General features: G+C 71.6%; 22 protein-coding genes. 5 read left to right on the top strand and 17 right to left on the bottom strand.

What is annotated here, in order from left to right; all coding sequences use genetic code 11:
* Positions 1-26: 26 nt before the first annotated feature.
* The 16 genes from AB5I40_RS40225 to AB5I40_RS40150 form a co-directional block, all read right to left on the bottom strand.
* The gene (locus AB5I40_RS40225; RefSeq protein ID WP_370935384.1) at positions 27-1,187 is read right to left on the bottom strand and encodes a nucleotide disphospho-sugar-binding domain-containing protein; all 1,161 of its coding nucleotides are present in this window, start codon (positions 1,185-1,187) and stop codon (positions 27-29) included.
* Between the two features lie 22 nt (positions 1,188-1,209).
* Positions 1,210-2,910, bottom strand: coding sequence for a thiol reductant ABC exporter subunit CydC (cydC, locus tag AB5I40_RS40220; protein WP_370935383.1), 1,701 nt, complete (start codon positions 2,908-2,910; stop codon positions 1,210-1,212).
* The gene (locus AB5I40_RS40215; RefSeq protein WP_370935381.1) at positions 2,907-3,149 is read right to left on the bottom strand and encodes a hypothetical protein; all 243 of its coding nucleotides are present in this window, start codon (positions 3,147-3,149) and stop codon (positions 2,907-2,909) included. The genes cydC and AB5I40_RS40215 overlap by 4 nt, the downstream gene beginning before the upstream one ends.
* Positions 3,146-3,388 (bottom strand): hypothetical protein, encoded by a 243-nt coding sequence (locus AB5I40_RS40210; protein WP_370935380.1) that lies wholly within the window; start codon positions 3,386-3,388, stop codon positions 3,146-3,148. The genes AB5I40_RS40215 and AB5I40_RS40210 overlap by 4 nt, the downstream gene beginning before the upstream one ends.
* On the bottom strand, positions 3,385-5,082 hold the full coding sequence (cydD, locus tag AB5I40_RS40205) for a thiol reductant ABC exporter subunit CydD (RefSeq protein WP_370935379.1): 1,698 nt from the start codon (positions 5,080-5,082) through the stop codon (positions 3,385-3,387). The genes AB5I40_RS40210 and cydD overlap by 4 nt, the downstream gene beginning before the upstream one ends.
* Entirely contained in the window at positions 5,082-6,029 is a 948-nt protein-coding gene (locus tag AB5I40_RS40200) for a cytochrome d ubiquinol oxidase subunit II (RefSeq protein ID WP_370935378.1), read from the bottom strand. The genes cydD and AB5I40_RS40200 overlap by 1 nt, the downstream gene beginning before the upstream one ends.
* On the bottom strand, positions 6,029-7,267 hold the full coding sequence (locus tag AB5I40_RS40195) for a cytochrome ubiquinol oxidase subunit I (RefSeq protein ID WP_370935377.1): 1,239 nt from the start codon (positions 7,265-7,267) through the stop codon (positions 6,029-6,031). Before AB5I40_RS40195 ends, AB5I40_RS40200 begins: the two co-directional genes overlap by 1 nt.
* A 42-nt stretch (positions 7,268-7,309) precedes the next feature.
* Positions 7,310-8,161 (bottom strand): ABC transporter permease, encoded by an 852-nt coding sequence (locus AB5I40_RS40190; protein ID WP_370935376.1) that lies wholly within the window; start codon positions 8,159-8,161, stop codon positions 7,310-7,312.
* Positions 8,158-9,123 (bottom strand): ATP-binding cassette domain-containing protein, encoded by a 966-nt coding sequence (locus AB5I40_RS40185; protein WP_370935375.1) that lies wholly within the window; start codon positions 9,121-9,123, stop codon positions 8,158-8,160. Before AB5I40_RS40185 ends, AB5I40_RS40190 begins: the two co-directional genes overlap by 4 nt.
* Before the next feature lie 125 nt (positions 9,124-9,248).
* A complete protein-coding gene (locus AB5I40_RS40180; RefSeq protein ID WP_370935374.1) occupies positions 9,249-9,878 on the bottom strand; it encodes an antibiotic biosynthesis monooxygenase in 630 nt (209 codons plus the stop codon).
* 24 nt (positions 9,879-9,902) lie between these two features.
* On the bottom strand, positions 9,903-10,166 hold the full coding sequence (locus AB5I40_RS40175) for an acyl carrier protein (protein ID WP_370935373.1): 264 nt from the start codon (positions 10,164-10,166) through the stop codon (positions 9,903-9,905).
* A complete protein-coding gene (locus tag AB5I40_RS40170) occupies positions 10,163-11,440 on the bottom strand; it encodes a ketosynthase chain-length factor (protein WP_370935372.1) in 1,278 nt (425 codons plus the stop codon). The genes AB5I40_RS40175 and AB5I40_RS40170 overlap by 4 nt, the downstream gene beginning before the upstream one ends.
* Positions 11,428-12,708 (bottom strand): beta-ketoacyl synthase, encoded by a 1,281-nt coding sequence (locus tag AB5I40_RS40165; RefSeq protein WP_370935371.1) that lies wholly within the window; start codon positions 12,706-12,708, stop codon positions 11,428-11,430. Before AB5I40_RS40165 ends, AB5I40_RS40170 begins: the two co-directional genes overlap by 13 nt.
* Positions 12,693-13,325: a dTDP-4-dehydrorhamnose 3,5-epimerase family protein gene (locus AB5I40_RS40160; RefSeq protein WP_370935370.1), complete on the bottom strand. Its 633-nt coding sequence runs from the start codon at positions 13,323-13,325 to the stop codon at positions 12,693-12,695. The genes AB5I40_RS40165 and AB5I40_RS40160 overlap by 16 nt, the downstream gene beginning before the upstream one ends.
* Before the next feature lie 24 nt (positions 13,326-13,349).
* Complete coding sequence (locus AB5I40_RS40155) at positions 13,350-14,480, bottom strand: acyl-CoA dehydrogenase family protein (RefSeq protein WP_370935369.1); 1,131 nt, start codon at positions 14,478-14,480, stop codon at positions 13,350-13,352.
* A 28-nt stretch (positions 14,481-14,508) separates the two neighbouring features.
* Positions 14,509-15,537 carry a methyltransferase gene (locus tag AB5I40_RS40150; protein WP_370935368.1) on the bottom strand — a complete coding sequence of 343 codons (1,029 nt, stop codon included), beginning with the start codon at positions 15,535-15,537 and terminating at the stop codon, positions 14,509-14,511.
* Positions 15,538-15,752: 215 nt separating this feature from the next.
* On the opposite strand from AB5I40_RS40150, the gene AB5I40_RS40145 reads away from it, so the two are divergent.
* The 4 genes from AB5I40_RS40145 (at position 15,753) to AB5I40_RS40130 (ending at position 22,447) form a co-directional block, all read left to right on the top strand.
* On the top strand, positions 15,753-16,508 hold the full coding sequence (locus tag AB5I40_RS40145) for a TetR/AcrR family transcriptional regulator (protein WP_370935367.1): 756 nt from the start codon (positions 15,753-15,755) through the stop codon (positions 16,506-16,508).
* Between the two features lie 87 nt (positions 16,509-16,595).
* The gene (locus tag AB5I40_RS40140; protein ID WP_370935366.1) at positions 16,596-17,648 is read left to right on the top strand and encodes a ketoacyl-ACP synthase III family protein; all 1,053 of its coding nucleotides are present in this window, start codon (positions 16,596-16,598) and stop codon (positions 17,646-17,648) included.
* Entirely contained in the window at positions 17,645-21,430 is a 3,786-nt protein-coding gene (locus tag AB5I40_RS40135) for a type I polyketide synthase (RefSeq protein ID WP_370935365.1), read from the top strand. The genes AB5I40_RS40140 and AB5I40_RS40135 overlap by 4 nt, the downstream gene beginning before the upstream one ends.
* Positions 21,431-21,619: 189 nt before the next feature.
* Positions 21,620-22,447, top strand: coding sequence for a BTAD domain-containing putative transcriptional regulator (locus AB5I40_RS40130; RefSeq protein ID WP_370935364.1), 828 nt, complete (start codon positions 21,620-21,622; stop codon positions 22,445-22,447).
* Between the two features lie 81 nt (positions 22,448-22,528).
* On the opposite strand, the gene AB5I40_RS40125 is transcribed toward AB5I40_RS40130, so the two are convergent.
* A complete protein-coding gene (locus AB5I40_RS40125; protein ID WP_370935363.1) occupies positions 22,529-23,506 on the bottom strand; it encodes an NAD-dependent epimerase/dehydratase family protein in 978 nt (325 codons plus the stop codon).
* Between the two features lie 144 nt (positions 23,507-23,650).
* Here AB5I40_RS40125 and AB5I40_RS40120 point away from each other — a divergent pair, with 144 nt between their 5' ends.
* The gene (locus AB5I40_RS40120; protein ID WP_370935362.1) at positions 23,651-25,225 is read left to right on the top strand and encodes an FAD-dependent monooxygenase; all 1,575 of its coding nucleotides are present in this window, start codon (positions 23,651-23,653) and stop codon (positions 25,223-25,225) included.
* Positions 25,226-25,249 lie beyond the last annotated feature (24 nt).

Genomic DNA, 25,249 nt, shown 5'->3' with positions numbered 1-25,249 from the left:
ACGGGTGCTTCGCGCGCGAGCCGGCCCTACCGCGCGGCGAGCGCTTCGAGTTCGGCCACCACGGCCGCCGGCGCCGGGGTGCGCTCGATCTCGGCGCGCAGCTGCCGGGCTTGTTCGCGGTAGCCGTCGTCCTCGAGCACTTTGACCAGCGCAGCCCGCACGGTCTCCGGATCGTTCTGCCCCTCGGCCGTGTCGAGGGTAACGCCGGCGCCGGCTTCGGCGAGAACGTCGCCGTAGTCGAATTCCTCCATGTAGCCGGGGAGCACGACCTGCGGCACGGCGTGCGCCAGCGCGGTGAGGCCGGTGCCGGAGCCGCCCTGATGCACCACCGCGGCGCAGTCGCCGACGACGAGATGCAGCGGAGTCGGGTCGATGAGCACGACGTTGGCCGGGATCTCGCCGAGTTCTTCGCGGTACTTCTCCCCCAGCGTCATCGCGAAGGTCACCGCGGGGAGGCCGGCCGCGGCGTCCAGCACCGAACGCAGCAGCCGGTGGCTGTTGAGCGCCAGCGCGTGCCAGCCGAAGGTCGCGATGACCTTCGGGCCCGACGTGTGTTCAGGCCAGATGTCGACGTCGCGGGCGGCGCCGTTGAAGGGCACGTAACGGATCGCTTTGCCGCCGGCTGCGGCTTCGGTCTGCAGCGAGGGCGGGCAGGGGTCGATGACGAGCGCCGGATCGGGCAGCGCGTCGAGGCCGAGGCGAGCGCAGGTTCCGGCGAGGAACCGGCGGCCGGACACGAGCGCGGACGCGCCCATCACGTCGACGCCCCAGCGGTGTTGCACCACGGGCACGCCGAGCACCCCGCCGACGAGCAGCGCGCTGAGCTCGAACGGGTCGGCGACGATCAGGTCGGGAGCCCACCCCCTGGCGAACTCGATCTGTTCGTCCACCACCTGATCGGCGAGGAACGACCACGCGCGCGTCGCCTCGCCGCCGGAGTCCTCGCCGCCGCGGCCGAACGCCTCGATGGGACGCTGGCCGGGCGGCAGGAGTTCCGCCCAGATGGCGTTGCCGTCGAACTCGTCGCCGATCGTCTTCACCGACAGGCCGGCGCGGGTCGCGGTGTCCGCGACGTTCGGGCGGCCGACGACGAGGACTTCGTGTCCCGCGGCGCGAAGCGCCCAGGCGACCGGGATCATCGGAAGCAGGTGACTGCCGGAAGGACTGCTGAGCAACAGGACTCTCATGCACTGACCATGGCGGGCACGCCTAGAGTCGCCTCGGTGCGCGGCTCGGGCCGGCCGCGAAGTTCTCGGCCTCCCACAACCGCCGGTACGGGCCGGGTTCCGCGACAAGCTCGGCGTGCGTGCCGCGTTGCACGGAGCGGCCCTGGTCGAGCACCACGATCTCGTCGACCGCGTCGAGACCGGTCAGTGTGTGCGTGACCAGCACGACCGCGTGCCCGCGCGTGGCGTCGAGGGCTTCGGCAAGCAACTGCGCGGCTGTCGGCGGGTCGACGCCTTCGACAGGTTCGTCGAGGAGCAGCACCGCGGGGTCGGCGAGCAGCGCACGGGCGAGGACAAGCCGTTGCCGCTGCCCTCCCGAAAGCAGACTGCCGTCGTGACCGGCGACAGTGTCTAGCCCGCCCGGCAGTTCGAGCCGGGCCCGGCGAGCGGCGGCTTCGAGTTCGGAGTCCGTCGCCGCGGGCCGGGCGAGGGCGAGGTTGTCGCGCAGAGAGGCGTGGAAGACGTACGCGTCCTGCGCGGCGCCGGTGATGCGGGCACGGACGTCGACGGTCGCGTACTCGCGCACGTCGTGGCCGTTCAGGAGGTAGCGGCCAGCGTCGGGTTCCGCCAACCGGGAGAGGACCGCGAGCACGGTGCTCTTGCCCGACCCGCTCGCCCCGACGAGGGCGACGCGTTTGCCGGGCTCCACCCGCAGATCGAACCCGTCGAGCGCGGGCACGCGGTCCTCGTCGTAACGGACGCGGATCCCGGTCAGTTCCACGGCAACCGCTTCCGGAACGGCCCGCGGATGCTCAGGCTCGCTGAACGCGGCGCGGGCAGCGAGGAGTTCCTCGATCCGGTGCACCGGCGCGGCCGCCCCGGCCAGATGCCTCGCCCCGGAGGGCAGCGGAGCGGCGATCGCGAACACGGTCAGCGCGGTGAGCGTGAGGACCGCGGACCCACTGACCAGCAAGACGACGAGGGTCGTGACTGCCTGCACCAGCGCCACCGCGGCCGTCGCGGTTTGCACCACGCGCGCACCCTTTTTGGTCAGCTCGGCCAAGTTCCGGGCCGTGGCACGAGCTGCCTGCTCGGCGCGGCCGCGGGCACCGTAGACGGCGAGCTCGGCGGCTCCTTCGGCGAGGTCGAGGTAGCAGTCGCCAAGGTCCGCCTGCGCCCGTGCGACGCGGGGCAGCAACTGGCGCAGCCTCAGGCAGGCGAGCGCCGGCACCACCATCACGGCAGCTGCCAGCCCGCCCGCGAGCACCGCCCCCGCCACCGGATGGAGCACCAGGCCCGCGATCACCACTCCGGTTCCGACGACGACCACCACCGCGAACGGAGCCAGCGACCTCAGCAGCAGGTCCTGTATAGCGTCCACATCGGACACCATCCGGGAGAGGGAATCCCCGCTGCGCAACCGATTCGGCGCTCCGCGCTCCAATGCCTCGAACACTTTTCGCCGCAGCCGCACCAGCACCGACAGCGCCGCGTGGTGCCCGCTCAGCCGCTCGACGTACCGGAAAGACCCGCGCGACAACGCGAATGCCCGCACCCCGACGATCGCCAACCCCAACGCCGCGACCGGCGGCTGCTGGGCAGCCCGCACGATGAGCCACGTCGCGGTCGCCATCAACCCCACGCTGGCCAGTTCGCTCGCCGCTCCCGCCGCGGCGGCCAGCGCGAGCCCGCGCAGCGCACGTCCGCCGGCCCAGCGCAGCACGGTGCGGAGGAGAGTGCTCATCCGGCTGACTCTCCCGCCTCAGCGTCGGCGCGGACTCGCCCGTCCGCGACCTGGAGGATCCGGTCCACATCGGACAGAAGCGCGGGGCGATGAGTGGCCAGCATGACGAGAGACGCCCAGGCGAGGGCGACACGCTGACCGGCCGACAGACCGACACCGCGCTCACCCAAGAGATTCGCATAGCCATCAGGCAGGGCGTCGATGAAATCATCCGCACAGGCGGCGCGCAAGGTGATCATCCGGCTGGCACCCCCGCCTCGGCATCCGCCCAGACTCGCCCGTCCGCGACCCGGAAAACCCGGTCCACATCGGACAGAAGCGCGGGACGATGAGTGGCCAGCACGACGAGAAACGCCCGGGCGCGGGCGACACGCTGACCGGCCGACAGACCGACACCGCGCTCACCCAAGAGATTCGCATAGCCATCAGGCAGGGCGTCGATGAAATCATCCGCACAGGCGGCGCGCAGAGTGCTCATCCGGCAGGCACCCCCGCCCCAGCATCAGCCCAGACTCGCCCGTCCGCGACCCGGAAAACCCGGTCCACATCGGACAGAAGCGCGGGCCGATGAGTGGCCAACACGACGGTACGACCAGCCATCAAACGACGAGTCGCGGTGGCGACGGCAAGCTCGCTCCCGGCATCGAGACCGGCGGTAGGCTCGTCGAGAAGCAATAACGGCGCATCGACGAGAAACGCCCGAGCGAGGGCCACGCGCTGGCGCTGACCGACAGACAGACCAACGCCGCGCTCACCCAAGAGAGTCGCGTAACCATCAGGCAGAGCGTCGATGAAATCGTCCGCACAGGCGGCGCGCGCGGCAGCGCGGACGCGGTCCGGGGTGGCGGCCGGGTCGCCGAGGGCGATGTTGTCCGCGATGGTGCCTGCGAAGAGGTGGGGGCGCTGGCCGACCCAGGCGAGGCGAGAGTGCCACGCGGCGAGGGCTGCGGGATCGGCCAGCAGATCGTCGAGCGGGGTGCCGCCGAGGTGCACCGAACCGGTCGCGGGCAGGAAGCCGAGCAACACCGCGAGGAGGCTGCTCTTGCCCGCTCCGCTCGGGCCGACCAGCGCGATCCGTTCGCCCGGTCGCACGCACAGTTCGACGTCCCGGAGCACCGGGTCGGCTGCCCCGGGAAAGCGCACTTCGGCACCGGAGAGCCGGATCAGCACTTCGCTTGAGACAGCCCGCCCGGCGCCGGAAGGCAGCGACTGGTCCTCGGCAACCGGAGCAGAAGTCTGGGGCCCGGCCTCGTCGATCACCGCGAAAGCCCGGTCCGCGGCGGCGCGGCCGGCGGCGGCCGCGTGGAAAGCCGAACCCAAGTCGCGCAAGGGTTTGTAGGCTTCGGGGGCCAGCAGCAGCACCAGAAGGCCGGTCCGGAGACCGAGCGTGCCGTCCAGCAGGCGGAATCCGATCGGCACCGCGACCAGGGCGACGGACAACGTGGTCACCAAGTCCAAGGCGAGACCGGAAAGAAAAGCGATCCGCAACGTCCGCATGGTCGCGCCGCGGTAGGCCTCGGCGGTGCGCTCGACGACGCCGATCTGGTGGCCCGACCGGCCGAACGCCCGCAGCGTCGGCAACCCGCGCACCACGTCGAGGAAATGCCCGCCCAGTTCGGCGAGCTTGCCCCACTGCCCGGCCGCCGCGCTGCGGGTGTACCACCCCGCGAGCGCGCCGAACACGGGGATCAGCGGCAACGTCAGCGCGATCGCCACCGCCGACAAGGGATCAGCCGCGACGACCGCGGCCAGCACGGCCAGCGGCACCAGTACGGCGGGCACGCGCTGGGGCAGATACTCGGTGAGGTACGTGTCAAGGCCGTCCAAACCGGGGCCGGCCAGCGTCGCGAGCTCGCCGCCGCGCTCGGCGCGCAGGCGGACCGGGCCCAGGCCGCTGATCGCGTCCGCGAGCCGGGCCCGTACCGCGCCCGTGACGGTCGCGGCCGCCGACGTGACGAGCCGCCCGCGGATCCAGCTCAACGCCGCCCCCGCACCGAGCACACCGGCCAGCGCGACGACATTCGCCGCGCTCGGCCCGGTCAGCACGAGCGCGAGGAGCTCCGCCTGCGCCACCACGAGACCGGCCGCCGCCGCGCCGGTGCCCGCGGACACCGCGGTCAGCCGCCGCGTCCCCGGCAAGCGCGCGAGCCGGGCCGCAGTCCGGTCGCCCATCAGAAATACAGCGGTGCGGCCGGCACCATCGGCCCGGCGAACGCCCGCCACAGCCAGACCTGCCCCAGCAGCATCACCGGCAGCGCGCACGCGAGGAACACCCCGAGCACCGCCAAGCTCTCCGGCGCGGCCGCCAGCCCGACCAGCACCGGACTCTGCCCAGCTCCGACCGCGAGCACCGGCAGCCCGACCGCGCAAGCCGTGGCGGCGAACGCCGGGCCGTGCACTCCCCTGCCGAGGAACCGCGCGGCCACGGCCAACGCCACGACGGCCAGCGCCACCAGCACTGCCGCGACCACCGGCGCGGCGACATCCGCGGCCAGGAATCCGAACGCCAGCACCAATACCAGCAACCCCGCCGCGGGCAGCACCAGCCGTCGCGCGAGCGCCGCCGCGCGCACGGACTGCTCTCCGCGCACCCGCATCGCGAGGAACGCCGCGCCGTGCACCACCACGAGGCACCCGAAGGCCAGCGCGCACAACAGGGCGTACGGGCTGAACGCCGCGGCGGGGTGCCCGCCGCTCGGCACGCCCTCGGCGAGATTGCCGAGCACGAGCCCCCAGCTGAGTGCGAGCACCACGCTCGCCACCGCGATCGCCCGGTCCCAGAACCGCCGCGAACCCGCGCTCTCCCTGCGGCTGCGCAACCACATCCCGCCGTCCCGCAGCACGAACGCGCCGACGAGCACCACGAACACCGGGAAATACCCGGTGAACACCGCCGCTTCGAGTTCCGGGAACGCACCGATGAGCAGCCCGACGGCGGCCACGACCCACACCTCGTGGCCGAGGAAGTACGGCCCCACCGCGTTGAGCGAAAGCCGCCGCTCGGTCTCGCCGCCGCCGGTGCGCAGCCGCACCGCTCCGACGCCGAACGCCGACCCGTCGAGAATCAGGTATCCGGTCAAGAAAAGCCCGACCGCGGCCAGCAGCAACCCTTGTGCCATCAGAGGACCCTTCCCGCCTCGAGCGGAACCGCCGGCGCCGCCGTCTGCTCGCGGACCAGCTCCGGAATGTCGTCCCAGCGCCGGGAAAACCGGCGGATCACCAGGTAGTCGGCCACCCCGAGCGCGGCCAGCAGCAGGCCGAACACGGCGAACGACGCGACCACGGAGCCCTCGTGCACCGCCGAGGCGGCCTGGTCCGTGCGCAGGAGTCCGTAGACCGTCCACGGCTGCCGCCCCACCTCGCGCAGCACCCAGCCGCAGAGGGTGAGCAGGAACGGCAGCGGGATCACCCAGGTGAGCGGGCGCAACAAGAACCGCGCCCGCTTGCCCCGGGAAATCAGCGTGACGATCAGCGCGTACAGCGACAGCAGCACCAGGAGGAACCCGAGGATCACCATGATCTGCGTCGGACCCGAGATCCACGCCGGCGGAAGCGGCTGCCCGTGCGCGGCCGCCAGCGACGCCTGGTCCTCCAGCGCCTGCCCGATCTTCGCGGGCTGGTCGATCTTCAGGTAGTCGGTCTGCACGAACCCGCCGGCGACGGTGACGAGCGCGGCGACCGGGGCCACGACCGCCCCGATCCGCAGCGACGAAAGGAAAAACTCCCGCTGCGGGGTGCGCCGCGCCAGGTGCCACGCACTGATGCCCGCCATGAACAGCGCGCCGGTCAGCAAGGCTGCGGCCACCAGGTGGCCGAGTCCGTCGAGGGCTTCGCGGTTGGTCATCAGCGCACCGAAATCGGTGAGCCGGAACACCCCGTCCCGCACCTCGCCGCCGACGGGATGCTGCAGGAAACCGTTGGCAACCATGATGAACAGCGCCGAAGCGTACGCGGTGAGCGTGACCAGGTAGATCAGCGCGAGGTGCGCCCACTTCGGGATGCGGTCCCATCCGAAGAGCCACATCCCGAGGAACGTGGACTCGAGGAAGAACGCGACGATCGCCTCGAGCGCCATGGGCGCGCCGAAGACGTTGCCCGCGTACGCCGTGACCCCGCCCCAGTTCAGCCCGAACTGGAACTCCATCACCAGCCCGGTCACGATCCCGATCCCGTAGTTGGCCACGTACAGCCTGCCCCAGAACCGGGTCGCGGCACGGTGTTCGCGTTTCCCGGTGATCACCCACCTGGTCTGAAGGAAACACAGCAGCGGAGCCAAGCCCAGCGTCAGCGCGACGAACAGGAAGTGGAACCCTGCCGTGAGCGCGAACTGGAGCCGGGCGAGGTCGACGGCGTTCATCGGGTGCGCCCCTCCTCTCGTGCGGTCCGCGGGTCTGCGCGGTCAGCGAGTCGTGGTGCGGTAGCGCCAGCAGGCCAGCGGCATGAACACGGCGAGGATCAGCACGATCCAGCCGAACGTGACCAGCACCGGATGGGCCAGCGGCCACGCCGTCGCGTCCGCGGCCCCGGGACTGCCGAACAGCTTCCGGGTCGCCGCGACCGCCGAGCTCACCGGATTCCAGTCCGCGACCACCCGCAGCCACGCCGGGAAACCGGCGGTGGGCACGAACATGTTGGCGATCATGGCGAACGGGAACGTGAGCGGGAACAGGAAGTCCGCCGTCGTCGGGGAAACGAGCAGCCCGAGGAACGTGCCGATCCAGCTGATGGCGTAGCGGAACAGGATCAGCAGCACGAACGCGAGCGCGGCGTTGGCGGCCCCGTCGTGGATGCGGAATCCCACGAGCAGGCCGAGCCCGGTCGTGATCGCCAGTCCCAGCATGCTTTTCACGATGTCCGCGCCGGTGATGCCGAGCGGCACCGCCATGGGCGACATCGGCAGCGAGCGGAACCGGTCGGTGACGCCGGCTTCGGCGTCGTTCGCGACCCCGCCCGCGATGATGCTGAGGGTGAACACCTGGTTCAGCACGAACAGGCCGGGCAGGAGGTAGTCGCGGTAGTTCCCGCCGCCGGGGATGGCGATGGCGGACCCGAGCACGTAGCCGAAGATCAGGATCATGATCACCGGCCAGATGAGCTCGGCGAGCAGGCCGCCCGGCTCGTAGCGCAGATGGGCGAGGTCCCGCCGGATCAGGATCCAGGCGTCCCGCAGCATCGCGGTGGGCCGCGGCCGGGCCATCCACGACTCCGGGAGCGGGGTCAGGGGCGGGGACGGGGCGTGGGCGGTGCTCATGCTGCCTCGGTTTCGGATGGCTGGTCGGGGTGCACGAGGTGCAGGAACACCTCGTCGAGCGTCGGCGGGCGCAGGCTGAGGTCCACGACGTCGACCTTGGCCGATTCGAGCGCGCGCACGGCCGCGGCGAGCGTGGTGAAACCGGCGCCCGCCACCGTGGTCAACGTCAGCGTGCCGGGGTCGACCGCCACCTCGTCGTCGGCGGACATCGACCGCAGCGCGGTCTCCGCGGCGGAGAGATAGGACTTGTCGGACACCACGACGTCCAGCCGCGAAGGCCCGGTCTCGCGCTTGAGCTCGGCCGGGGTCCCCTCGCTGACCACCCGGCCCTCCTTGAGCACGGCGATCCGGTCGGCGAGCTGGTCGGCCTCGTCGAGGTACTGCGTGGTCAGCAGCACGGTCGTGCCCGACTCCGTCAGCTGCCGGATGTCGTCCCACAGCTGCGACCGGCTGACCGGGTCGAGGCCCGTGGTGGGCTCGTCGAGGTACATCACCGCGGGCGTGACGATGAGGCTCACCGCGAGGTCGAGCCTGCGCCGCATGCCGCCGGAGTAGGTCTTGACCAGCCGCCCCCCGGCCTCCTGCAGGGAGAAGCGCTCCAGCAGTTCGTCGGCGCGCGCCTTGGCCCGGGAAGCCGACAGGTTGCGCAGCCTGCCGAACATGATCAGGTTCGACCGGCCCGGGATCCGCTCGTCGACCGCAGCGTTCTGGCCGGTCAGCGAGATCAGCTTCCGCACGCCCGCGCCGTCTCGCACCACGTCCCGGCCGGCCACCTTGGCGACGCCCGCGTCGGGTCGCAGCAGCGTGGAGAACACCCGCACCGCGGTCGTTTTGCCCGAGCCGTTCGGCCCGAGCAGCCCGAAGATCGTCCCTTCGGGAACCTCGAGGTCGAGGCCGCGCAAAGCGCGGGTCTCGCCGAACGATTTGACGAGCCCCTCCGCCTGAATGGCCAGCCCTGGCATCTTCTCACCTCCTGATAACGATGTACGCATTGGTTACGACGTACGCTAACGGTAACGGTGTTGGGCGTCAAGCGGTCTCCAGCGCCCCCAAAACCGGCCTCGAGCGTGCGTGGACGGGCGGATCCTCAGGAGTCCGCGCGCACGAAGAGGTCGCCCTTGCCCTCGGCGAACCCGGCCATGCGCTCGGAGTCCGCGGCGAACTCGGGGGTGCGCAGCACGGCCAGGTACTCGGCGGGCGAGTTCCACCAGCCGAGGTTCACGTAGCGCAGCGGATCGATCGTCGAGCGCAGCAGGGTGTGCCCGAGGAATCCGTCGCGGGTGCGGACCGTCGCGGCGTGCTCCTCGAACGCTTCGCGGAAGCCGCCCTCATGACCGGCGCTGTGCAGCGTGAACCGGGTAAGCGCCAGTACGGCGACGGCTTCCCCGGCGCCTCGCACGGGCTCCGGGCCGTCGAAGGTGCCCACGCCGGTCGCGGCGAACTGGTCCGGCTCGGCTTTCGCGAGCCCGGCCAGCACGGCGACGTGGCTCTGGAATTCCTCGCCGCGCACGACGGCGAGGTGGTCGCCCGCGCTCGCCCACCAGCCGACATTGGCGAACGTCCTCGGGTCGCGCGCCGACCGCGCGAAGAAGTTGCCAAGGCATCCGGCTGCGGTCACGATCCCGGCCGCCTGTTCCGCGAAGCGCGAGGCGAACGCTTCGGCGTCAGCCTCGTCGGCGACGGTGAATCGGGTGATCGCGGTGATCTGCTCGGTCATGGTGTGCTCCTCGTTCCCGCGCGCTCAGCCGGCGGCGATCAGTTGGTTGTTGACTGCGGAGATCAGCGAGCGCGGCGTGGACTCGGCCGCGAGGGTCTCCTCCGGCACGCTCACTTTGAACTCGCGCTCGATGCGGGCCGCGGTCTCGAGCATCACGATCGAGTCGTAGCCGCACTCGGCGAACGGCGTGTCGAGGAAGTCGGGCTCTTCCCCGACCTCGCCCGCGGCGGCGCGCAAGATCTCCTTGAGGGTGTTCTGGTCCAGCGTGGGCCGGTCGGATCCGGTCATCGTCGTACCCCTTCTGTCGTTTCCGCCGCCCCCGGCGAGTCCGGGGAGGCGAGGCGCACCGGTTCGGCGGGCGCGCGCAGCACGACGGCCGAGTTGAAACCGCCGTGGCCGCGGGCGAGCACCAGCGCCGTGCGCACCCGCGCGGTGCGCGGCCGGGTCACCAGGTCGATCCGGTAGCCGGCGCGCGGCGCGGGCACGTTCGCCGTGGGCGGCAGCACCCCGGTGCTTGCCGCGAGCAGCGCGGCGGCCACGTCGACCGGGCCCGCGCCCGACGACAGCCGTCCGGTGCCCGCCTTCGGCACCGTCACCGGTACGCCGTCCGGGCCGAAAAGCCCGCGGATCGCGTCGGCTTCCGCCGCGTCCAGTTCCGGGACGCCCGCGCCGTCGGCGAACACCGCGTCGATGTCGGAGGACGAGCAGCCGGCGTCCTCCAGTGCCAGCTCGGCCGCGCGGCGCAAGGTCGGCGGCCTGCCCGAACGCGGGGCCGGGTCGAACGTCGAGGCATACCCGGCCAGCGACCCGTAGCTGCGCGCATTCCGGGCCAGCGCGGCGGTTTCGTCCTCCAGGACCAGGATCGCGCCGCCCTCGCCGGGCACCCAGCCGTTCGCGTCCTCGCCGAAGGGCAGATACGCCCGCGCCGGGTCGGTGCGGGTGCTCAACCGCCCGCTCGCGAGGTACGCCGCCCAGCCCCACGGCGACAACGAACTCTCCATTCCGCCCGTGGCCACCGTCTCCAGCTCCCCGTCCCGCAGCCGGCGGCGCGCGGCGCCGAGCGCGTCGAGGCCGCCCGCTTGCTCGGCCACCACGACCCCGCCCGCGCCGCGCAAGCCGTGCCGGATCGAGATCTGCCCCGAGTTCACCGCGTAGAACCACGCGAAGCTCTGGTAGGCGCTCACGTATTGCGGGCCCTGGCTCCACAGGTTGTGCAGTTCGCGGTGCCCGAACTCGAAACCGCCGGACGAGCTGGCGGTCAGCACCCCCGCGCGGAACTCCGGCAGCTCGGCGGGCACGAGCCCGGCGTCGGCGAACGCGCGGTCGGACGCGAGCAGCGCCAGCTGCGTCATCCGGTCGGTCTGCGGCAGCAGCCGCGCCGGCAGGTGCTCGGCCGGGTCGAGGCCGGTGACCTCGGCCGCGAGCCGGGCCGGGTACCGGCTCGCGTCGAACCGCGTGAGCTCGCCCACCGCCGACGTCCCGGCGGTCGTCGACGCCCAGTACTCGGCGATGCCGACGCCGGTCGGAGTCAGCAGCCCGATGCCCGTGATCACCGCGCCCATGGCCGTGCTCCGTCCCGCAGCCGTCTGAGCACCATCGCGCTCTGGAATCCGCCGAAGCCGCTGCCGAGGCTCAGCACGGCGTCCAGCCCGGCCTGCCGCGCGGTCAGCGGCACGTAGTCCAGGTCGCACACCGGGTCGGATTCGGTGAGATTGGCCGTCGGCGGGATCACGCCGTGTTCGATGGCGAGCGCGCACGCGGCGATCTCGATCGAGCCGATCGCGCCGAGCGAGTGCCCGATCATCGACTTGATCGAACTCATCGGCACGCGGTGCGCGTGTTCGCCGAGACCGCGCTTCACCGCCGCGGTTTCGTGGCGGTCGTTCTGTTTCGTGCCCGAGCCGTGTGCGTTCACATAGTCCACATCGGACGGATCGATCCGGGCCTGCGCCAGCGCCCGGGTCGCCGCCTCGGCCAGCTCGCGGCCGTCGGGACGCAGGCCGGTCATGTGGTAGGCGTTGCACCGCGTGCCGTAACCGGCGATTTCGGCGTACACGTGCGCGCCCCGCGCCCGCGCGCCGTCGAGCGTCTCCAGCACGAGGACCGCGGACCCCTCGCCCAGCACGAACCCGTTGCGGGTGTTGTCGAAGGGGCGGGACGCGGTTTCGGCCTCGTCGTTGCGGGGAGTCGTGGCCTTGATCGCGTCGAAGCAGGCGACGGTGATGGGCGAGATCGGGGCGTCGGCGGCGCCGGCGATCATCACGTCCGCCGAGCCTTCGCGCAGCAGTTCGCACGCGTGGCCGATCGAGTCGATCCCCGACGTGCACCCGGTCGAGATCGTGCGCACGGGTCCCTCCGCGCCGGCCAGCCAGGCCAGCTCGGCCGCCATCGAGCTGGGGACGAAGTAGTCGTAAGTGCTGTCGCGCACCTTCGTGTGGTCCACTGTCCACTCGCGACCGGAGGAGCTGGCCGCCACGAATTCGCGCTCCAGGCTCATCGTGGCCCCGACCGCGCTGCCGAGCGAGACGCCGAGCCGCTCCGGCGCCACCGTGTCCGCTTCGAGCCCGGCGTCGGTGATCGCCTCGCCCATGGCCACCACGGCGAACTGCGCGGCCCGGTCCAGCCGCGCTACCTGCTCCGCGCTCAATCCTTTGGCCAGCGGGTCGAAATCGCATTCGGCGGCAACCCGCGAGCGGAAGCCGCCGGCGTCGAACAGCGACAAGGCCCGGGTCGCGGTGCGGCCCGCGGTCAGCAGCGCCCAGAACTCCTTCGTGCCGATCCCGCCCGGCGCGACCGCGCCGATGCCGGTGATGACTATCCGTCTGTCCATCCGGTTCCCGTCTCCGTTCTCCGCCCCAGTTCCTCATACAGGGCAAGGCACTCTGCGTAGCGCGGCAGCAGTCCCGCCCGCCGCGCTTGCGCGACCGACGGCGCCGCGGCGTCCTTCTCCGACAGGGTCGGCTCGGTCTCCAGCCGCCACGGCAGCTTCAGTCCGGGGTCGAGCGGATCGATGTCGATCTGCGTGCCGGGCACGTACGAGGTCGAGCACAGGTAGCTGATGCACGTGTCGTCGGCGAGCGCCACGAACCCGTGGAACAGGCCCTCGGCCACGTACACCCCGCGCCCGGACTCCGCGTCGAGCACCGAAGAGGTGTGCTCCCCGAACGTCGGGGACCCCACGCGAAGATCCACCACGATGTCCTGCAAGGCCCCGCGCACGCAGCTGACGAATTTCGACTGGCCCGGCCGCAGCGCGACCCCGTGCAGCCCCCGCAGCGTGCCGCGGGCCGACACCGAGTAGTTCACCTGCGCGATCGAGAACCGGTGCCCGGCCGCGGCGCTGATCCGTCCCACGCGCAGCGATTCGAAGAACGAACCGCGCGCGTCGGTCTTCTTCTCCGGCAGGACGTGCAGGACACCGGGAAGACCGCCGTCAGTGATGACCATCGCCGCTCCCGTCCCCGCCCCCGTTCACGCGCCGAACACGTGGTTCGCGTACACCCCGGCCGCGGTTTCGAACTGGAGCGCCGCGTGGCTCGCCGCCGCGTGCACGTCGCGCCAGTGGCGCTGCACGGGGTTGCCCTCCTCCTGTCCGCTGGTCCCGCTGCAGCTCTGGATCCGGTCCACGGCGGACACCGCCAGCTCGGCGGCGACGGAATGGTCGCGATGGCTGCGTGCCACCAGTTCGGGCGGCACCGGGCCGATTTCGTCCGCGACCGCCGCGATGCGCCGCACGAGCAGCTCCGCGGCGTCCAGTTCCGCGGAAGCCCTGGCCAGTGCGAAGCGGACGCTCGCCTTGTCCCGGGAGCGTTGCACCTTGCCCATCGCGACCTCGGTCTTGCCGCCGATCCACTCGGTCCACGCGGAGAGCGCGCCGCGCGCCGCGCCGATGGCGGGCGTGACCATGGTGAGGCCGTTCACGAGCCGGAACGGCACCTGGTGGGCAGGAGCGTCGGGCGCCTCGGCAATGCCGGCGAGCATCGTCTTCTGCAGGAACGTCCGGTGTTCCGGCACGAATACTCCGTCGAGGACAACGGTGCGGCTGCCGGTGCCGCGCATGCCGGAGGTGAACCACGTGTCCTCGACGTCGAGTTCGCCGGCCGGCACCGCGAACACCCGCAAGCCGGGCGGTTCGGCCTCCGGGTCGCGGGCGAACAGCAGCACGTGGTCGGCGAAGTCCACGCCGCTCACGAACTTCCAGCGGCCCGACAGCGTCCACCCGCCGTCGGCGCGCGTCACCTCGCCCGAGGGCACGAACGCAGCGCCGACCAGCGCGCCCGCGCCGTCGGCCCAGATCTCCTGGCGGCCCGGTTCCGGCAGGAACCCCGCCATCCGCGCGTGCGAGGCGAACAGGGACGCGCACCAGCCCGCGGACGCGCAGCCTTCGGCGACGGCGAGCACGGCATCGACGAACTCGGTGTAGCCGCCGGCGGCTCCGCCGTGCTCTTTCGCGACGAAGTGCCCCGGGAAGCCGGCCGCCGTGATCGCGGCGACCACCGGGCCGGCCAGGCGCCGGTCCCGGTCGGCCTCCGCCGCGTGCGCCGCCGCGACCGCCCGCACCCGCTCGAACGCCAGGGGCGCGGCTTTTTCCTGCTGCAGCATGGAATCTCCAGGGGTCGGCACAGCGGATTCAGGGGCGCTCGGCGATGAAGACCCGGTGCATCGCCCGCTCCGAGCGGTGCGACGTGACGTTCGCGAAGCCCGCGTCCTCGAGCATCCGGCGGTAGGTGCCGACCGAGTGCGTCTGCCCGTCGAAGGTCTGGACCAGCATGATCACCGAGAACATGTACGGCAGCGGATTGGTCTCCGGGGTGTCGTCTTCCTCGTGGGTGTGCCCGACGACGGCGATGCGCCCGCCCGGCTTCACCGCGGGCGCGATGCGGGCCAGCAGCTCGGTCGCCTTCTCCTCGCGGAAGTGGTGCAGCACGTTGGTGAGCATCACGATGTCGTACGGCCCGCCGAAGTCCACCTCGAACATGTCGCCGGGGATGAAGTCGGTGCGGTCGGCCAGCCCGAGCTTCTCGGCGTTCTTCTCGGTGATCTCCAGGATGTTCGGCCAGTCCACACAGGACAGATGAACCCGCGGATTGCGCTGGGCGAGGAAGAACCCGTAGGAACCGTGGCTGCACGCGATGTCGAGCACGTTCACCGACTCGCGGTCCGCGGCCCACGGTTCGAGCTGCTCCGCCATCAGGTCGGCCGCGCCGTTGTTGAACCAGCTGGTGTGGTTGGCGAAGTCTTCCCAGTAGTCGAATTCCGGGGTGAGCGCGTGGGTGTCCGCGACCGTGCCGCCCTTGCGGACGGCGTCGATGAGGTTCTTCTGCGCGTCCCACTCCCAGTCGCTCGCGCCGATCCGCACCGCGCCGCCGAAGAACCGCGAGCCGGTGGACACCAGCAGCTCGTCGCCGCCGTCGGGGAGGCGGTAGCCGCCGGGGTCGGTGCGCAGCAGGCCGATCGCCGTGAGCGCGTCGAGCAGGATCCGCATCCCGCGTTCGTCGGTGCCCAGCTGGAGGGCGAGCGCCGCCGCGTCCCGGGGCCCGCCCGCGAACTCGTCGAAGACCCGCAGCCGCATCGCGGTGCGCAGCAACGCGGTCTTGACGTAACCGCGGAGGATGTCGTGCAAGGCCGCAGCAGTCAGGCCGTCGTTCGATTCCGGCATGTTCACCTTCTCGCGTCGAGTGGTTGACGGCACACATGCTGGGACGGGCGGGTCGAATGCCGTTGGAGACCCGCGCTCACCCCGGTGGAGCGTGGCTCGCGCGAGCCACGACCAGCACGTGCGAGAACAGGAAGCGGACGGCCAGCGCAACGACTGCGTACACCCGCAAAGATTTGATAACATCGTACGCACCAGACGTGCACGAGGAGTGATCGGTGAGTCCAGCGAACGAGGAGAAGACCCGGCGAGCCCCCACGGTCTGGGCGCGGATCAGCGAGCCCGTGCGCGAGCCGCGCCAGGTGCTGACCCGCGACCGGATCGTGGACAGCGCGATCCGGCTGGCGGACCGCGAGGGACTCGACGCGGTGTCGATGCGCAAGCTCGCCGACGAGCTCGAGACCAGCCCGATGTCGCTGTACCGGCACGTGCACGGCAGGGACGACCTGCTCGAGCTGATGTACGACTCGGTCATCGCCCCCGACCGCGACCTGCGCCACTCCGGGGACTGGCGCCGCGACCTGCACGTCGTCGCCCGCAACATCCGCGACGTCGCGCTGGCCCACCCGTGGGCCACGCGCATGATGACCAGCGGGCGCCCGGCGTTCGGCCCCAACGCGCTGCTCGGCCTCGAATGGGCGCTGGCCGCGGTGGCCGGCCTCGGCCTGCCGATCGCCGACATGTCCCGGATGGTGCTCACCGTGATCGGCGTCGCGCAGGCCACCGCGCAGACGGAGGTCGGCGAGGTCGACGAGCAGCAGCGGACCGGGCTGTCCGAAGCGGACTGGCACGAGAGCATGGCGCCGTACCTGAACCAGGTGCTCGAAAGCGGCGACTACCCGCAGGTCGCCACCATGCTCGCGGTGTCGCACGAACAGGACCCGGAGGCGATTTTCGACACGACGCTCGGGATCGTGCTCGACGGGCTGGAGCAGTACGTGGACCAGCGCCGCGCCGCCGCGGCCGGGGACTGACCTCCGCCCGGCTCAGGTCCGGCGTGGATCCAGGCTCCAGCCGCGCTTCCTAATCTCGCCGCGCCAGCCGGCTTGAGGGAGGCGCGTGTGCGTACGACTGACCTGTACATCGGTGCGATCGGCACCTACCTACCGGAGACGGTCACCGTCCAGGAGGCCAGTGACCAGGGGCTTTACCCCGCCGAGGACATCGACCTGCACCAGCTCGCGGGCGTCGCGGTCGCCGGGACCACCCCGGCGCCGGAGATGGCGCGCTTCGCCGCCGTCGAGACGCTGCGGCGCTGGGGACGGCCGAAGGACGAAGTGGATCTGCTGCTTTACGCCAGCACCTGGCATCAGGGTCCGGAGGGCTGGCTGCCGCACAGCTACCTCCAGCGCCACGTGGTGGGCGGCCGCGCCCCGGTCGCGGAGATCCGCCTGGGCTGCAACGGGATCCTCGGCTCGATGGAGCTGGCGGCCGGGTACCTCGACCCCGACGCGGGTCGGACCGCGGCGCTGCTCGTCACCGCCGACAACTACGGCACCCCGCTGATGAACCGCTGGCGGCTCGGCCCCGGCTTCATCCCCGGCGACGCCGCGACGGCGCTCGTGCTGACCACGGAACCGGGCTTCGCGCGGGTCACGTCCGTGTGCACGGCGAACATCCCGGAGGCCGAGGAACTGCACCGCGGCGACGAACCGCTGTTCCCGCCGGGCGTCACGCTCGGGCGGTCGCTCGATTTCGCGTCCCGCTTCCGCAGCCGCGGCGCGGCGGGCGAGGCCGTGCAGGGCGGGCTCGACCGCGCGCGCGGCGAACTCGTCGATCTCGTGGACCGCGCCGTCGAGGAGTCGGGGATTTCCCGCGACGACCTGGCGCGCGTGGCCTACATCAACTATTCGCGCGAGATCGTCGAGGAAGCGTGCATGAAGCCGCTCGGCCTGCCGATGGAGAAGTCCACCTGGGACTTCGGCCGCACGGTCGGCCACTGCGGAGCCAGCGACCAGCTGCTCGCACTGAACGACCAGCTGCGCACCGGCGCGCTGAAGCCGGGCGACCACATGCTGTTGCTCGGCACCGCGCCGGGCATCAATCTCGCGTGCGCCGTGGTGAAGCTCCTCGAAGTTCCGTCGTGGATCGACGAAGAAGGTGCTGCCCAGTGACCGCGGCGGACACGACCGAGCCGATCGCCGTCGTCGGCATCGGTTGCCGGTTCCCGAACGACGTGCGGTCGCCCGACGAGTTCTGGGAGCTGCTCCGCGAAGGCCGCGACGCTGTCGGCGAAATCCCCGAGGAACGCTGGAGCGCTTACGCCGCAAGGGGTCCGCGGTTCGCCGCCGCGCTGCGGCGTGCCGTGCGAAACGGCAGCTTCCTCGATCACGTCGACGAGTTCGACCCCGCGTTCTTCGGCATCTCCCCGCGCGAAGCCGAACTCATGGACCCGCAGCAGCGGCTGCTGCTCGAAGTCGCGTGGGAGGCGCTCGAAGACGCCGGGGTCCCTCCCTCGGACCTCGCCGGCACTGACGCGGGCGTCTTCGTCGGCGTGTGCACCCACGACTACGGCGGCCAGATGCTCGAGGACCTGCCCGCTCTCGGCGCGTGGAGCGGCATCGGAGCCGCCGGATGCGCGGTCGCCAACCGGATCTCCCACGCACTCGACCTGCGCGGGCCGAGCTTCGCGGTGGACACGGCGTGCTCGGCTTCGCTCGTCGCGCTGCACCTGGCGTGCCAGAGCCTGCGCCTCGGCGAAAGTTCCGCCGCGCTCGTCGGCGGCGTCAACGTGATCCTCACCCCGGGGCAGTCCCTGACGCTCGACGCCGCCGGCGCCCTGTCGGCCGATGGGCGTTCCAAGGCATTCGGCAGCGACGCGGACGGGTACGGCCGCGGCGAAGGCTGCGGCGTCGTGGTGCTCAAGCTCCTCGCCGACGCGCAGCGAGACGGCGACCGCGTGCTCGCGCTGGTCCGCGGCAGCGCGGTGCGCCAGGAGGGCCGGACCGACGGCATCATGGCGCCCTCGGCCACGGCGCAAGAACACGTGATCCGCCAAGCGTGCGAAAACGCCGGGATCGAGCCGGCGAGCGTCGGATACCTCGAAGCGCACGGCACGGGCACGCGCCTCGGCGACCCGCTCGAAGCAGCCGCGCTCGGCGCCGTCTACGGTCCGGGCCGCGCGCCGGACGAAGCGTGCCTGCTCGGTTCGGTGAAGGCCAACATCGGGCACCTCGAAGGCGCGGCCGGGGTCGCCGGCGTGATCAAGACCGTGCTCGCGCTCGGCCGCCGCGAAGTTCCGCCCACCCGGCTCACCGCCGAGCTGAACCCGGAGATCGCATGGGACCGGCTGGGGTTGCGCGTCGCGACGGAGGCCACCGGATGGCCGCGCGGTGCCGGACCCCGGCGCGCGGGCGTGTCCGGATTCGGGTACGGCGGCACGGTCGCGCACATCCTGCTGGAAGAAGCACCGGAACCGTTGGCAGGCAAGGAAACCGGCGCGGCCGGTGAGCTTTTCCCGCTGTCCGCGCAGAGCGAGCCCGCGTTGCGGGCGCGGGCCGGCGAGCTGGCCGACCGGCTGGCTGCCACGACCGAGCGCGAGCTGCCGCTGGCCGGCGTCGGTGCCACCCTCGCGCAGCGTCGTTCGCACCTCGCCCACCGGGCCGTCGCGGTCGCCTCGGGCCGCGCCGAGCTGATCACCGCGCTGCGCGGGCTGGCGGACGACGGAACGAACCCCGAGGTCGTGACCGGGACGGCCGCCGGAACCGAGCCGCTGGTATGGGTATTCTCGGGGCACGGTTCGCACTGGCCCGGGATGGGGGCCGAATTGCTGGAGCGCTCGGCCGCGTTCGCCGGGACGATCGACGTGCTCGAGCCGATTTTCGAGGCGGAGCTGGGTATTTCGGCCCGGTCCGCCCTCGTGGCCGACGAACTGACCGAGACCGGCCTCGCGCAGGCGCTCACGTTCGCGATGCAGGTCGGCCTCGCCGCGCAGTGGCGGGCCCGCGGGATGGAACCCGCCGCCGTGATCGGCCACTCGGTAGGCGAGGTCGCGGCGTCCGTCGTCGCGGGCGCGCTGCCGCTGGAAGAGGGCGCGAAGCTGATCTGCCGCCGGTCGCGGCTGCTCCGGCGGATCGCGGGCGACGGGGCGATGGTCATGGTCGGGCTGCCGTTCGCCGACGTAAGCCGTCGCCTCGCCGGCCGCACCGACGTCGCCGCGGCGATCAGCGCGGCGCCGTCGTCGACCGTCGTGTCCGGCTCCGCGCCGGCGGTCGCGGAACTGCGCGCCGAATGGGAGTCCGAGGGGCTGGCCGTGCGCCAGGTCGACACCGACGTGGCGTTCCACAGCCCGCAGGTCGACCCGTTGCTGGCCGACCTGACGTCGGCGGTGTGGGAGCTCGCCCACCAGCCGGCGACCGTGCGGATGTACTCGACGGCGCTCGACGACCCGCGCACCCCGGCCGCGTCCGGAGCGGGTTACTGGGCGGCGAATCTGCGCAACCCGGTGCGGTTGCACGAAGCCGTGACCGCGGCGGTCGAAGACGGGTTCCACGCATTCCTCGAAGTCTCCGCACACCCCGTCGTAGCGCATTCGATCCGGGAGACGCTGTTCGCGTCCGGACACGACGGTTCCTACGTCGGCGTCACGATGCGCCGTCGCAAGTCCGCGGAGGTCACGATCCGCACCGCGCTCGCCGAGGCCCACTGCCACGGCGTCGAGGTGCCGTGGGAACGGCTTCAACCGGCCGGACCGCTCGTGCCGCTGCCGCGCTATCCGTGGCAGGACCGGCGGTACTGGCGCGAAACGACGCCCGAGGACGGCTCCGGCGGTCGAGGGCACCAGATCGACACGCACACCCTGATCGGCGATCCGCTCCCGATCGCGGGCACCGGATTGCGCGTGTGGACGACCGAACTCGACGACAGCACCCGTCCGTATCCGGGCAGTCACGCCTTGCGCGGTGCGGAGATCGTGCCGGCCGCGGTGCTCGTGCTGACGTTCCTCGGCGCCGTCGGGCAACGCGAAGACTTGCTCGCGCTGTCCGGGCTCGAAATGCACCACCCCTTGCTCACCGCACAGCGGCAGCGCGTGCAGGTGGTCCACGACTCGACGGAGGTCCGGCTCGCCGCGAGCCCGGCGGAGTCGCGAGCGGACGACGAAGATTCGTGGCTCGTGCTCGCACAGGCGGAGGAACCGCCGCCGCGCGAAGCCCTCGACGCTCCGTCAGGGACGCTGGTACCGCGATCGGCCCTCACCGAAGAGGACCCGGCGCAGGTGCGGGACCGGCTGGCTCAGGTGGGCGTGCCCGAGACCGCGTTTCCTTGGACCGTCGAACAATTCGACCGGGGCGCCGGTGTGGTGCGAGCCCTCGTGCACGCTCCCGCCGCCACATGGGCGTCGGCATTGGACGCCGCGTTGTCGGTCGCGCCCGCCGCGTTCGAAGGCGAACTGGCGCTGCGGATGGTCGTGCGGATCGACGACGTCGTGCTCGCCGCGGCGGCGCCGGAACGCGTGCTCGTCGAAGTGCGCCGGGACAGCGACGACGCGGACCTCGTCCACGTTCTCCTCGCCGACCCCGACGGCCGGATCGCCGGACGGCTCGACGGGCTCCGCTATCCCGTCGTCGATCCCCCGGCCGCACGAGCGGAGCAGGACGACGGCGAGGCGGGAGAAGAGGTCGCCGCGCCGTGGCGAGGGCTTGCCGCCGACGAGGCGCTTTCCCTTATCCTGCGGCGCGTCCGGGATCAGATCGCCGTCGAAATGCGGCTGCCGCCGGACGAGCTCGACGCGACGCGGCCGCTGATCCAGCAGGGGTTCGACTCGGTCATGACGGTAACCGTGCGCCATCGGCTGGAGCGCATATTCGGAATATCTCTCTCCAGTTCTCTCTTCTGGCAACGACCGACTGTCGAAGCCATCGCCAGGCACCTCACCGACGCGCTGGCGGCGAACTGAACGGCGGAACCGCAACCGGCGAAAAGCGCACCGGACCCGGCATCGGGTCCGGTGCGCTTTTCGCTTCCGCACAAGGCTTTTCGCCGCTCATCCCAGCCACCGGGACGGGGTAACCCCCGAGGGAAGTGACATCTGTCAGGGGTTCCGCTTCTTGTTATTCGCTTCACCAAGGATCTGCAAAACTCCGAGGTGAGCGAATCACTGGGAGGCGAGTTGCTGTTCTACGGATTACTCGGTCCGCTCGAAGTCTCGAACGAGCGTGAAACCTGTACACCCGCGACACCAATGGTGCGGAAGGTCTTGGCCTTGCTGTTGTCAAGGGCGAACCAGATCGTGCCGACCGAAGTGCTCATCGACGAACTCTGGGGGCAGACGCCGCCGAAGAGCGCGACCACGACCACACAGACCTATGTGTACCAATTGCGGAGGCAACTGAACCAGCACGCGGAAGAAGACTGGCTCATCACCGAACCGCCGGGCTACCAGCTGCGCGTCAGCCCGGACCAGATCGACACGCGCCGGTTCGAGGACCTCTCGCGCCGGGGGCGGCAGCTGCTCGACGAAGGGGAGCCCGCCGAGGCACGCCCGCTGCTGCGGGAGGCGCTCGGCATGTGGCGGGGCAAACCGCTCGCCAACACGAAGGTCGGCACGGTGCTCGAATCGTATGTCGTGCACCTGGAAGAGCAGCGCATGCGCACGGTCGAGCTGTGCATCGAAGCCGAAGCACAGCTCGGTTCCTACCGGGAGGTGATCGCGGACCTGCGCACACTCGTCGCGCAGAACCCGCTCAACGAGTGGCTGCACGGCCAGCTGATCAGGGCGCTGTCGCACGTCGGGCGGCGCAGTGAAGCACTGCAGGTCTACCAGCGCCTGCAAGCCGTGCTGAGCGAGGAACTGGGGCTCGACCCCGCGCCGGAACTGCAACGCCTGCACCGCGAGCTGCTGTCGCTGGGCGCGCCGCCCCCGCGGCAGGCACAGCCCAGGCAGTTCGCGTTGTCCTGCACCCGGCCGGCATAGCACTGAAAGTGCGAAGAACAACGGCGGCTTCTCCCGGAACCATCGGGAGAAGCCGCCGTTGTTCTTCGGCCCGGCTGGGGGTCAGCGCGCTCCGACGGCCTCGACACGGCGGGCCTCGGCCCAGACCGCGCGGACCGAGTCCCGCAGGGAATGCCGCGGACGCCAGGCGATCAGGCGACGGGCGAGGGCGACGTCCACGGCGTGCCAGCGCATGTCTTTGCCGCGGACGGCGACCTCGGAGTCGGTGGCGTCGCGTTCGACAAGCCGCGCCTCGACCCCGCTGACAGCCACGAGGTCGGTCACCAGCTGCCGGACCGCGACGGCTTCGCCGGCTCCGATGTTCACGCACTGCCCGGTGAGCTCGCTGCCCGCCGCCGCGGCCACCGCGTCCGCGACGTCCCGGACGTCAACGAAGTCGCGTTCGGAGCTGAGGGTGAACAGGTCAAGCGTTGCCGGGGTGCCTTCGCGCGCGGCTCGCGCGAGCGTCGCCGCGACGGTGCCGAGCAGGCTTCCCGGCGGAGTACCGGGCCCGATCACGTTGGCGACACGCAGGACGACGCCGTCGAGACGACCGGCCTCGGTCGCGGCGAGCACCGTCCGGGTGGCGGCGAGCTTGGTGCGACCGTATTCGCTTGCCGGGCGCGCAGGCGCTGACTCGTCGACGAGGGTTCCGGGCGGCACCGGCCCGTACTCGGCGGTGGACCCGAGCTGTACGAACCGAGGCCGCGTCGCCAGCGCGGCGACGGCTTCCACGACTTTGCCGACGAGGATGTCGTTGCCGGACCGCAGCTGCTCCACAGTGGTGCGCCACACCGCACCGGAGGCATTCACCACCAACGCCGGCCGCGCGGCCGCGAACAGCTGCGCTATTTCGGCGAGGTCGGCGGCGGCCAGGTCGAGGACCGCGCGCCGGTCGGGGGAATCGGCCGCGGCCGGGGTACGGGAAACGCCGAGCACGGCCCAGCCGTCGCGGGCAAGCCCGGCGCAGACGTGCCTGCCGACGAACCCGCTCGCGCCGAGCACCACCGCAGTGCGGCTCGCCCTTTCGGTCTCGATCATGCGGACCATCGTGAAGCTCATCGGTCCAGCCGGGATCGAGCGGAGCGCACGCGGAGGTCAAGCGGTCCGCCGAGGCGGTCTCGAACGGCGGTCGAGCGGCGGCCGAGACGATCAGGGTTGCAGGCGCGGGCGAAAGGACTGGTGATGGAAGAAACTCCTGTGGTGGTGTGCGGCGGCGGACTGGTGGGCCTCACCGCGGCGGTTCTGCTGGCGCACCACGGCATACCGCCGCTGGTGGTGGAGCGTCATCCCGGAACGTCGCAGCTGCCCAAGAGCCGCAGTCTCACCGTGCGGTCGATGGAAGTGTTCCGGTCAGCGGGGATCGAAGACGCGTTGCGCGCCGTGCCGAGGTCGGTGCTCAACCGCTACACCGACGTGCTGGGCGCGCCGGATCTCGTCGGGGCCGAGGAATACCGCACGTCGCGACCGGCGCCGCGGGCGGCCGATCCGCTCAGCCCGACGACCGCGATCATGGTGGACCAGGACGCCGTGGAACCCGTGCTGCGCGAGGAGGCCGCGCGGCTGGGGGCGCGGCTGCGGTTCGGCACCGAACTGGAAGAGTTCGAACAAGACGGCGACCACGTGCTGCTTCGCTTGCGGGAGCGGCGGTCCGGGTCGGTGAGCGAGGTCCGCACCCGGTATCTGATCGCCGCCGACGGGCACCGGTCGCCGATTCGAAGCAAACTCGGCATCGAGGTGGACCGGGTCGGGCAGGCGCAGCCGATCGTGAACATCCCGTTCGAGGCGGACCTGTCCGGGCCGCTGGCCGGGCGCCCGATCGCGCTGGCGTATCTGAGCCGTCCGGAGCCGAACACCATCCTCACCCGCCTCGACCGCGACGACCGTTGGGTGCTCATGGTGCCCGAGGGCTCCGGCGCCTGGGACGAAGCCGGGTGCACAGCGGCGATCCGGGCCGCGATCGGCGACCCGGCGGTGCCGTTTTCCCTGATGCCGCTGTATGAATCCGCGCCCGTGCAGACGTGGGAGCTGGCGAGCTGGACCGCGCGCCGCTTCCGCGCGGGCAACATCCTGCTGACGGGCGACTCGGCGCACGTGATGGCGCCGGCAGGCGGGCTCGCCGGCAACACCGGCATCCAGGACGCGCACAACCTGGCGTGGAAAATCGCGCTCGTCTGCTCTGGAGCCGCGGGCGACGGCCTGCTGGACACCTACGAAGCCGAGCGCCGCCCCGTCGCCCTCATGACCGGCGACTACTGCCGTGCGCGCCAGCAGGGCCGCACCTCGCGCGCGGGCGAGCAAACTACGACCGTGGACCCGCTGTCGATGAGCCTGGGCTATCACCAGTACTCCACCGCGGTCGCGGCCTCGGGCGACCCCTCGACTGTCACCAGGGCCACCGAGCTCGTCGGCGCTCCCGGCACCCGCCTTCCGCACGGATGGCTGCGCCGGTCCGCCGCTCAAGTGTCCACAGTGGATCTTTCCGCTCGCGGTTTTCACCTGCTCGCCGGGCCGGACGGCGGCAAGTGGGTGCTCGCGGCCCGCGCTGCCGCCGACCAGCACGGCCTGCCCCTGACCGCCGACCTCCTCGGCGCCGACCTCCACCCCACCCCGGATTTCGACCCGGGCGGAGCCCTCGCGCTCCGCCCGGACGAAGCCCTCCTGACCCGCCCCGACGGCTACGTCGCCTGGCGCTCCCCCGAAGGCGCCGACCCGGCGGCAGCCCTGGAGACCGTGTTGACCGCTGTGCTGGCGCACTGAACCGTTGCGGGGCACCGGATCCGG

This window comes from Amycolatopsis sp. cg13, from assembly GCF_041346965.1.
Lineage (GTDB): Bacteria > Actinomycetota > Actinomycetes > Mycobacteriales > Pseudonocardiaceae > Amycolatopsis.
This window is presented reverse-complemented; position numbering and strand designations above follow the sequence as displayed.

Coding starts and splice junctions, on each gene's coding strand:
- AB5I40_RS40210 (WP_370935380.1), bottom strand. CDS start 3,388: ATGAGCACTCTGCGCGCCGCCTGTGCGGATGATTTCATCGACGCCCTG.
- AB5I40_RS40160 (WP_370935370.1), bottom strand. CDS start 13,325: ATGGTCATCACTGACGGCGGTCTTCCCGGTGTCCTGCACGTCCTGCCG.
- AB5I40_RS40155 (WP_370935369.1), bottom strand. CDS start 14,480: ATGCTGCAGCAGGAAAAAGCCGCGCCCCTGGCGTTCGAGCGGGTGCGG.
- cydC (WP_370935383.1), bottom strand. CDS start 2,910: ATGAGCACTCTCCTCCGCACCGTGCTGCGCTGGGCCGGCGGACGTGCG.
- AB5I40_RS40175 (WP_370935373.1), bottom strand. CDS start 10,166: ATGACCGGATCCGACCGGCCCACGCTGGACCAGAACACCCTCAAGGAG.
- AB5I40_RS40125 (WP_370935363.1), bottom strand. CDS start 23,506: ATGATCGAGACCGAAAGGGCGAGCCGCACTGCGGTGGTGCTCGGCGCG.
- AB5I40_RS40150 (WP_370935368.1), bottom strand. CDS start 15,537: ATGCCGGAATCGAACGACGGCCTGACTGCTGCGGCCTTGCACGACATC.
- AB5I40_RS40180 (WP_370935374.1), bottom strand. CDS start 9,878: ATGACCGAGCAGATCACCGCGATCACCCGATTCACCGTCGCCGACGAG.
- cydD (WP_370935379.1), bottom strand. CDS start 5,082: ATGGGCGACCGGACTGCGGCCCGGCTCGCGCGCTTGCCGGGGACGCGG.
- AB5I40_RS40120 (WP_370935362.1), top strand. CDS start 23,651: ATGGAAGAAACTCCTGTGGTGGTGTGCGGCGGCGGACTGGTGGGCCTC.
- AB5I40_RS40185 (WP_370935375.1), bottom strand. CDS start 9,123: ATGCCAGGGCTGGCCATTCAGGCGGAGGGGCTCGTCAAATCGTTCGGC.
- AB5I40_RS40165 (WP_370935371.1), bottom strand. CDS start 12,708: ATGGACAGACGGATAGTCATCACCGGCATCGGCGCGGTCGCGCCGGGC.
- AB5I40_RS40215 (WP_370935381.1), bottom strand. CDS start 3,149: ATGATCACCTTGCGCGCCGCCTGTGCGGATGATTTCATCGACGCCCTG.
- AB5I40_RS40170 (WP_370935372.1), bottom strand. CDS start 11,440: ATGGGCGCGGTGATCACGGGCATCGGGCTGCTGACTCCGACCGGCGTC.
- AB5I40_RS40195 (WP_370935377.1), bottom strand. CDS start 7,267: ATGAACGCCGTCGACCTCGCCCGGCTCCAGTTCGCGCTCACGGCAGGG.
- AB5I40_RS40190 (WP_370935376.1), bottom strand. CDS start 8,161: ATGAGCACCGCCCACGCCCCGTCCCCGCCCCTGACCCCGCTCCCGGAG.
- AB5I40_RS40200 (WP_370935378.1), bottom strand. CDS start 6,029: ATGGCACAAGGGTTGCTGCTGGCCGCGGTCGGGCTTTTCTTGACCGGA.
- AB5I40_RS40225 (WP_370935384.1), bottom strand. CDS start 1,187: ATGAGAGTCCTGTTGCTCAGCAGTCCTTCCGGCAGTCACCTGCTTCCG.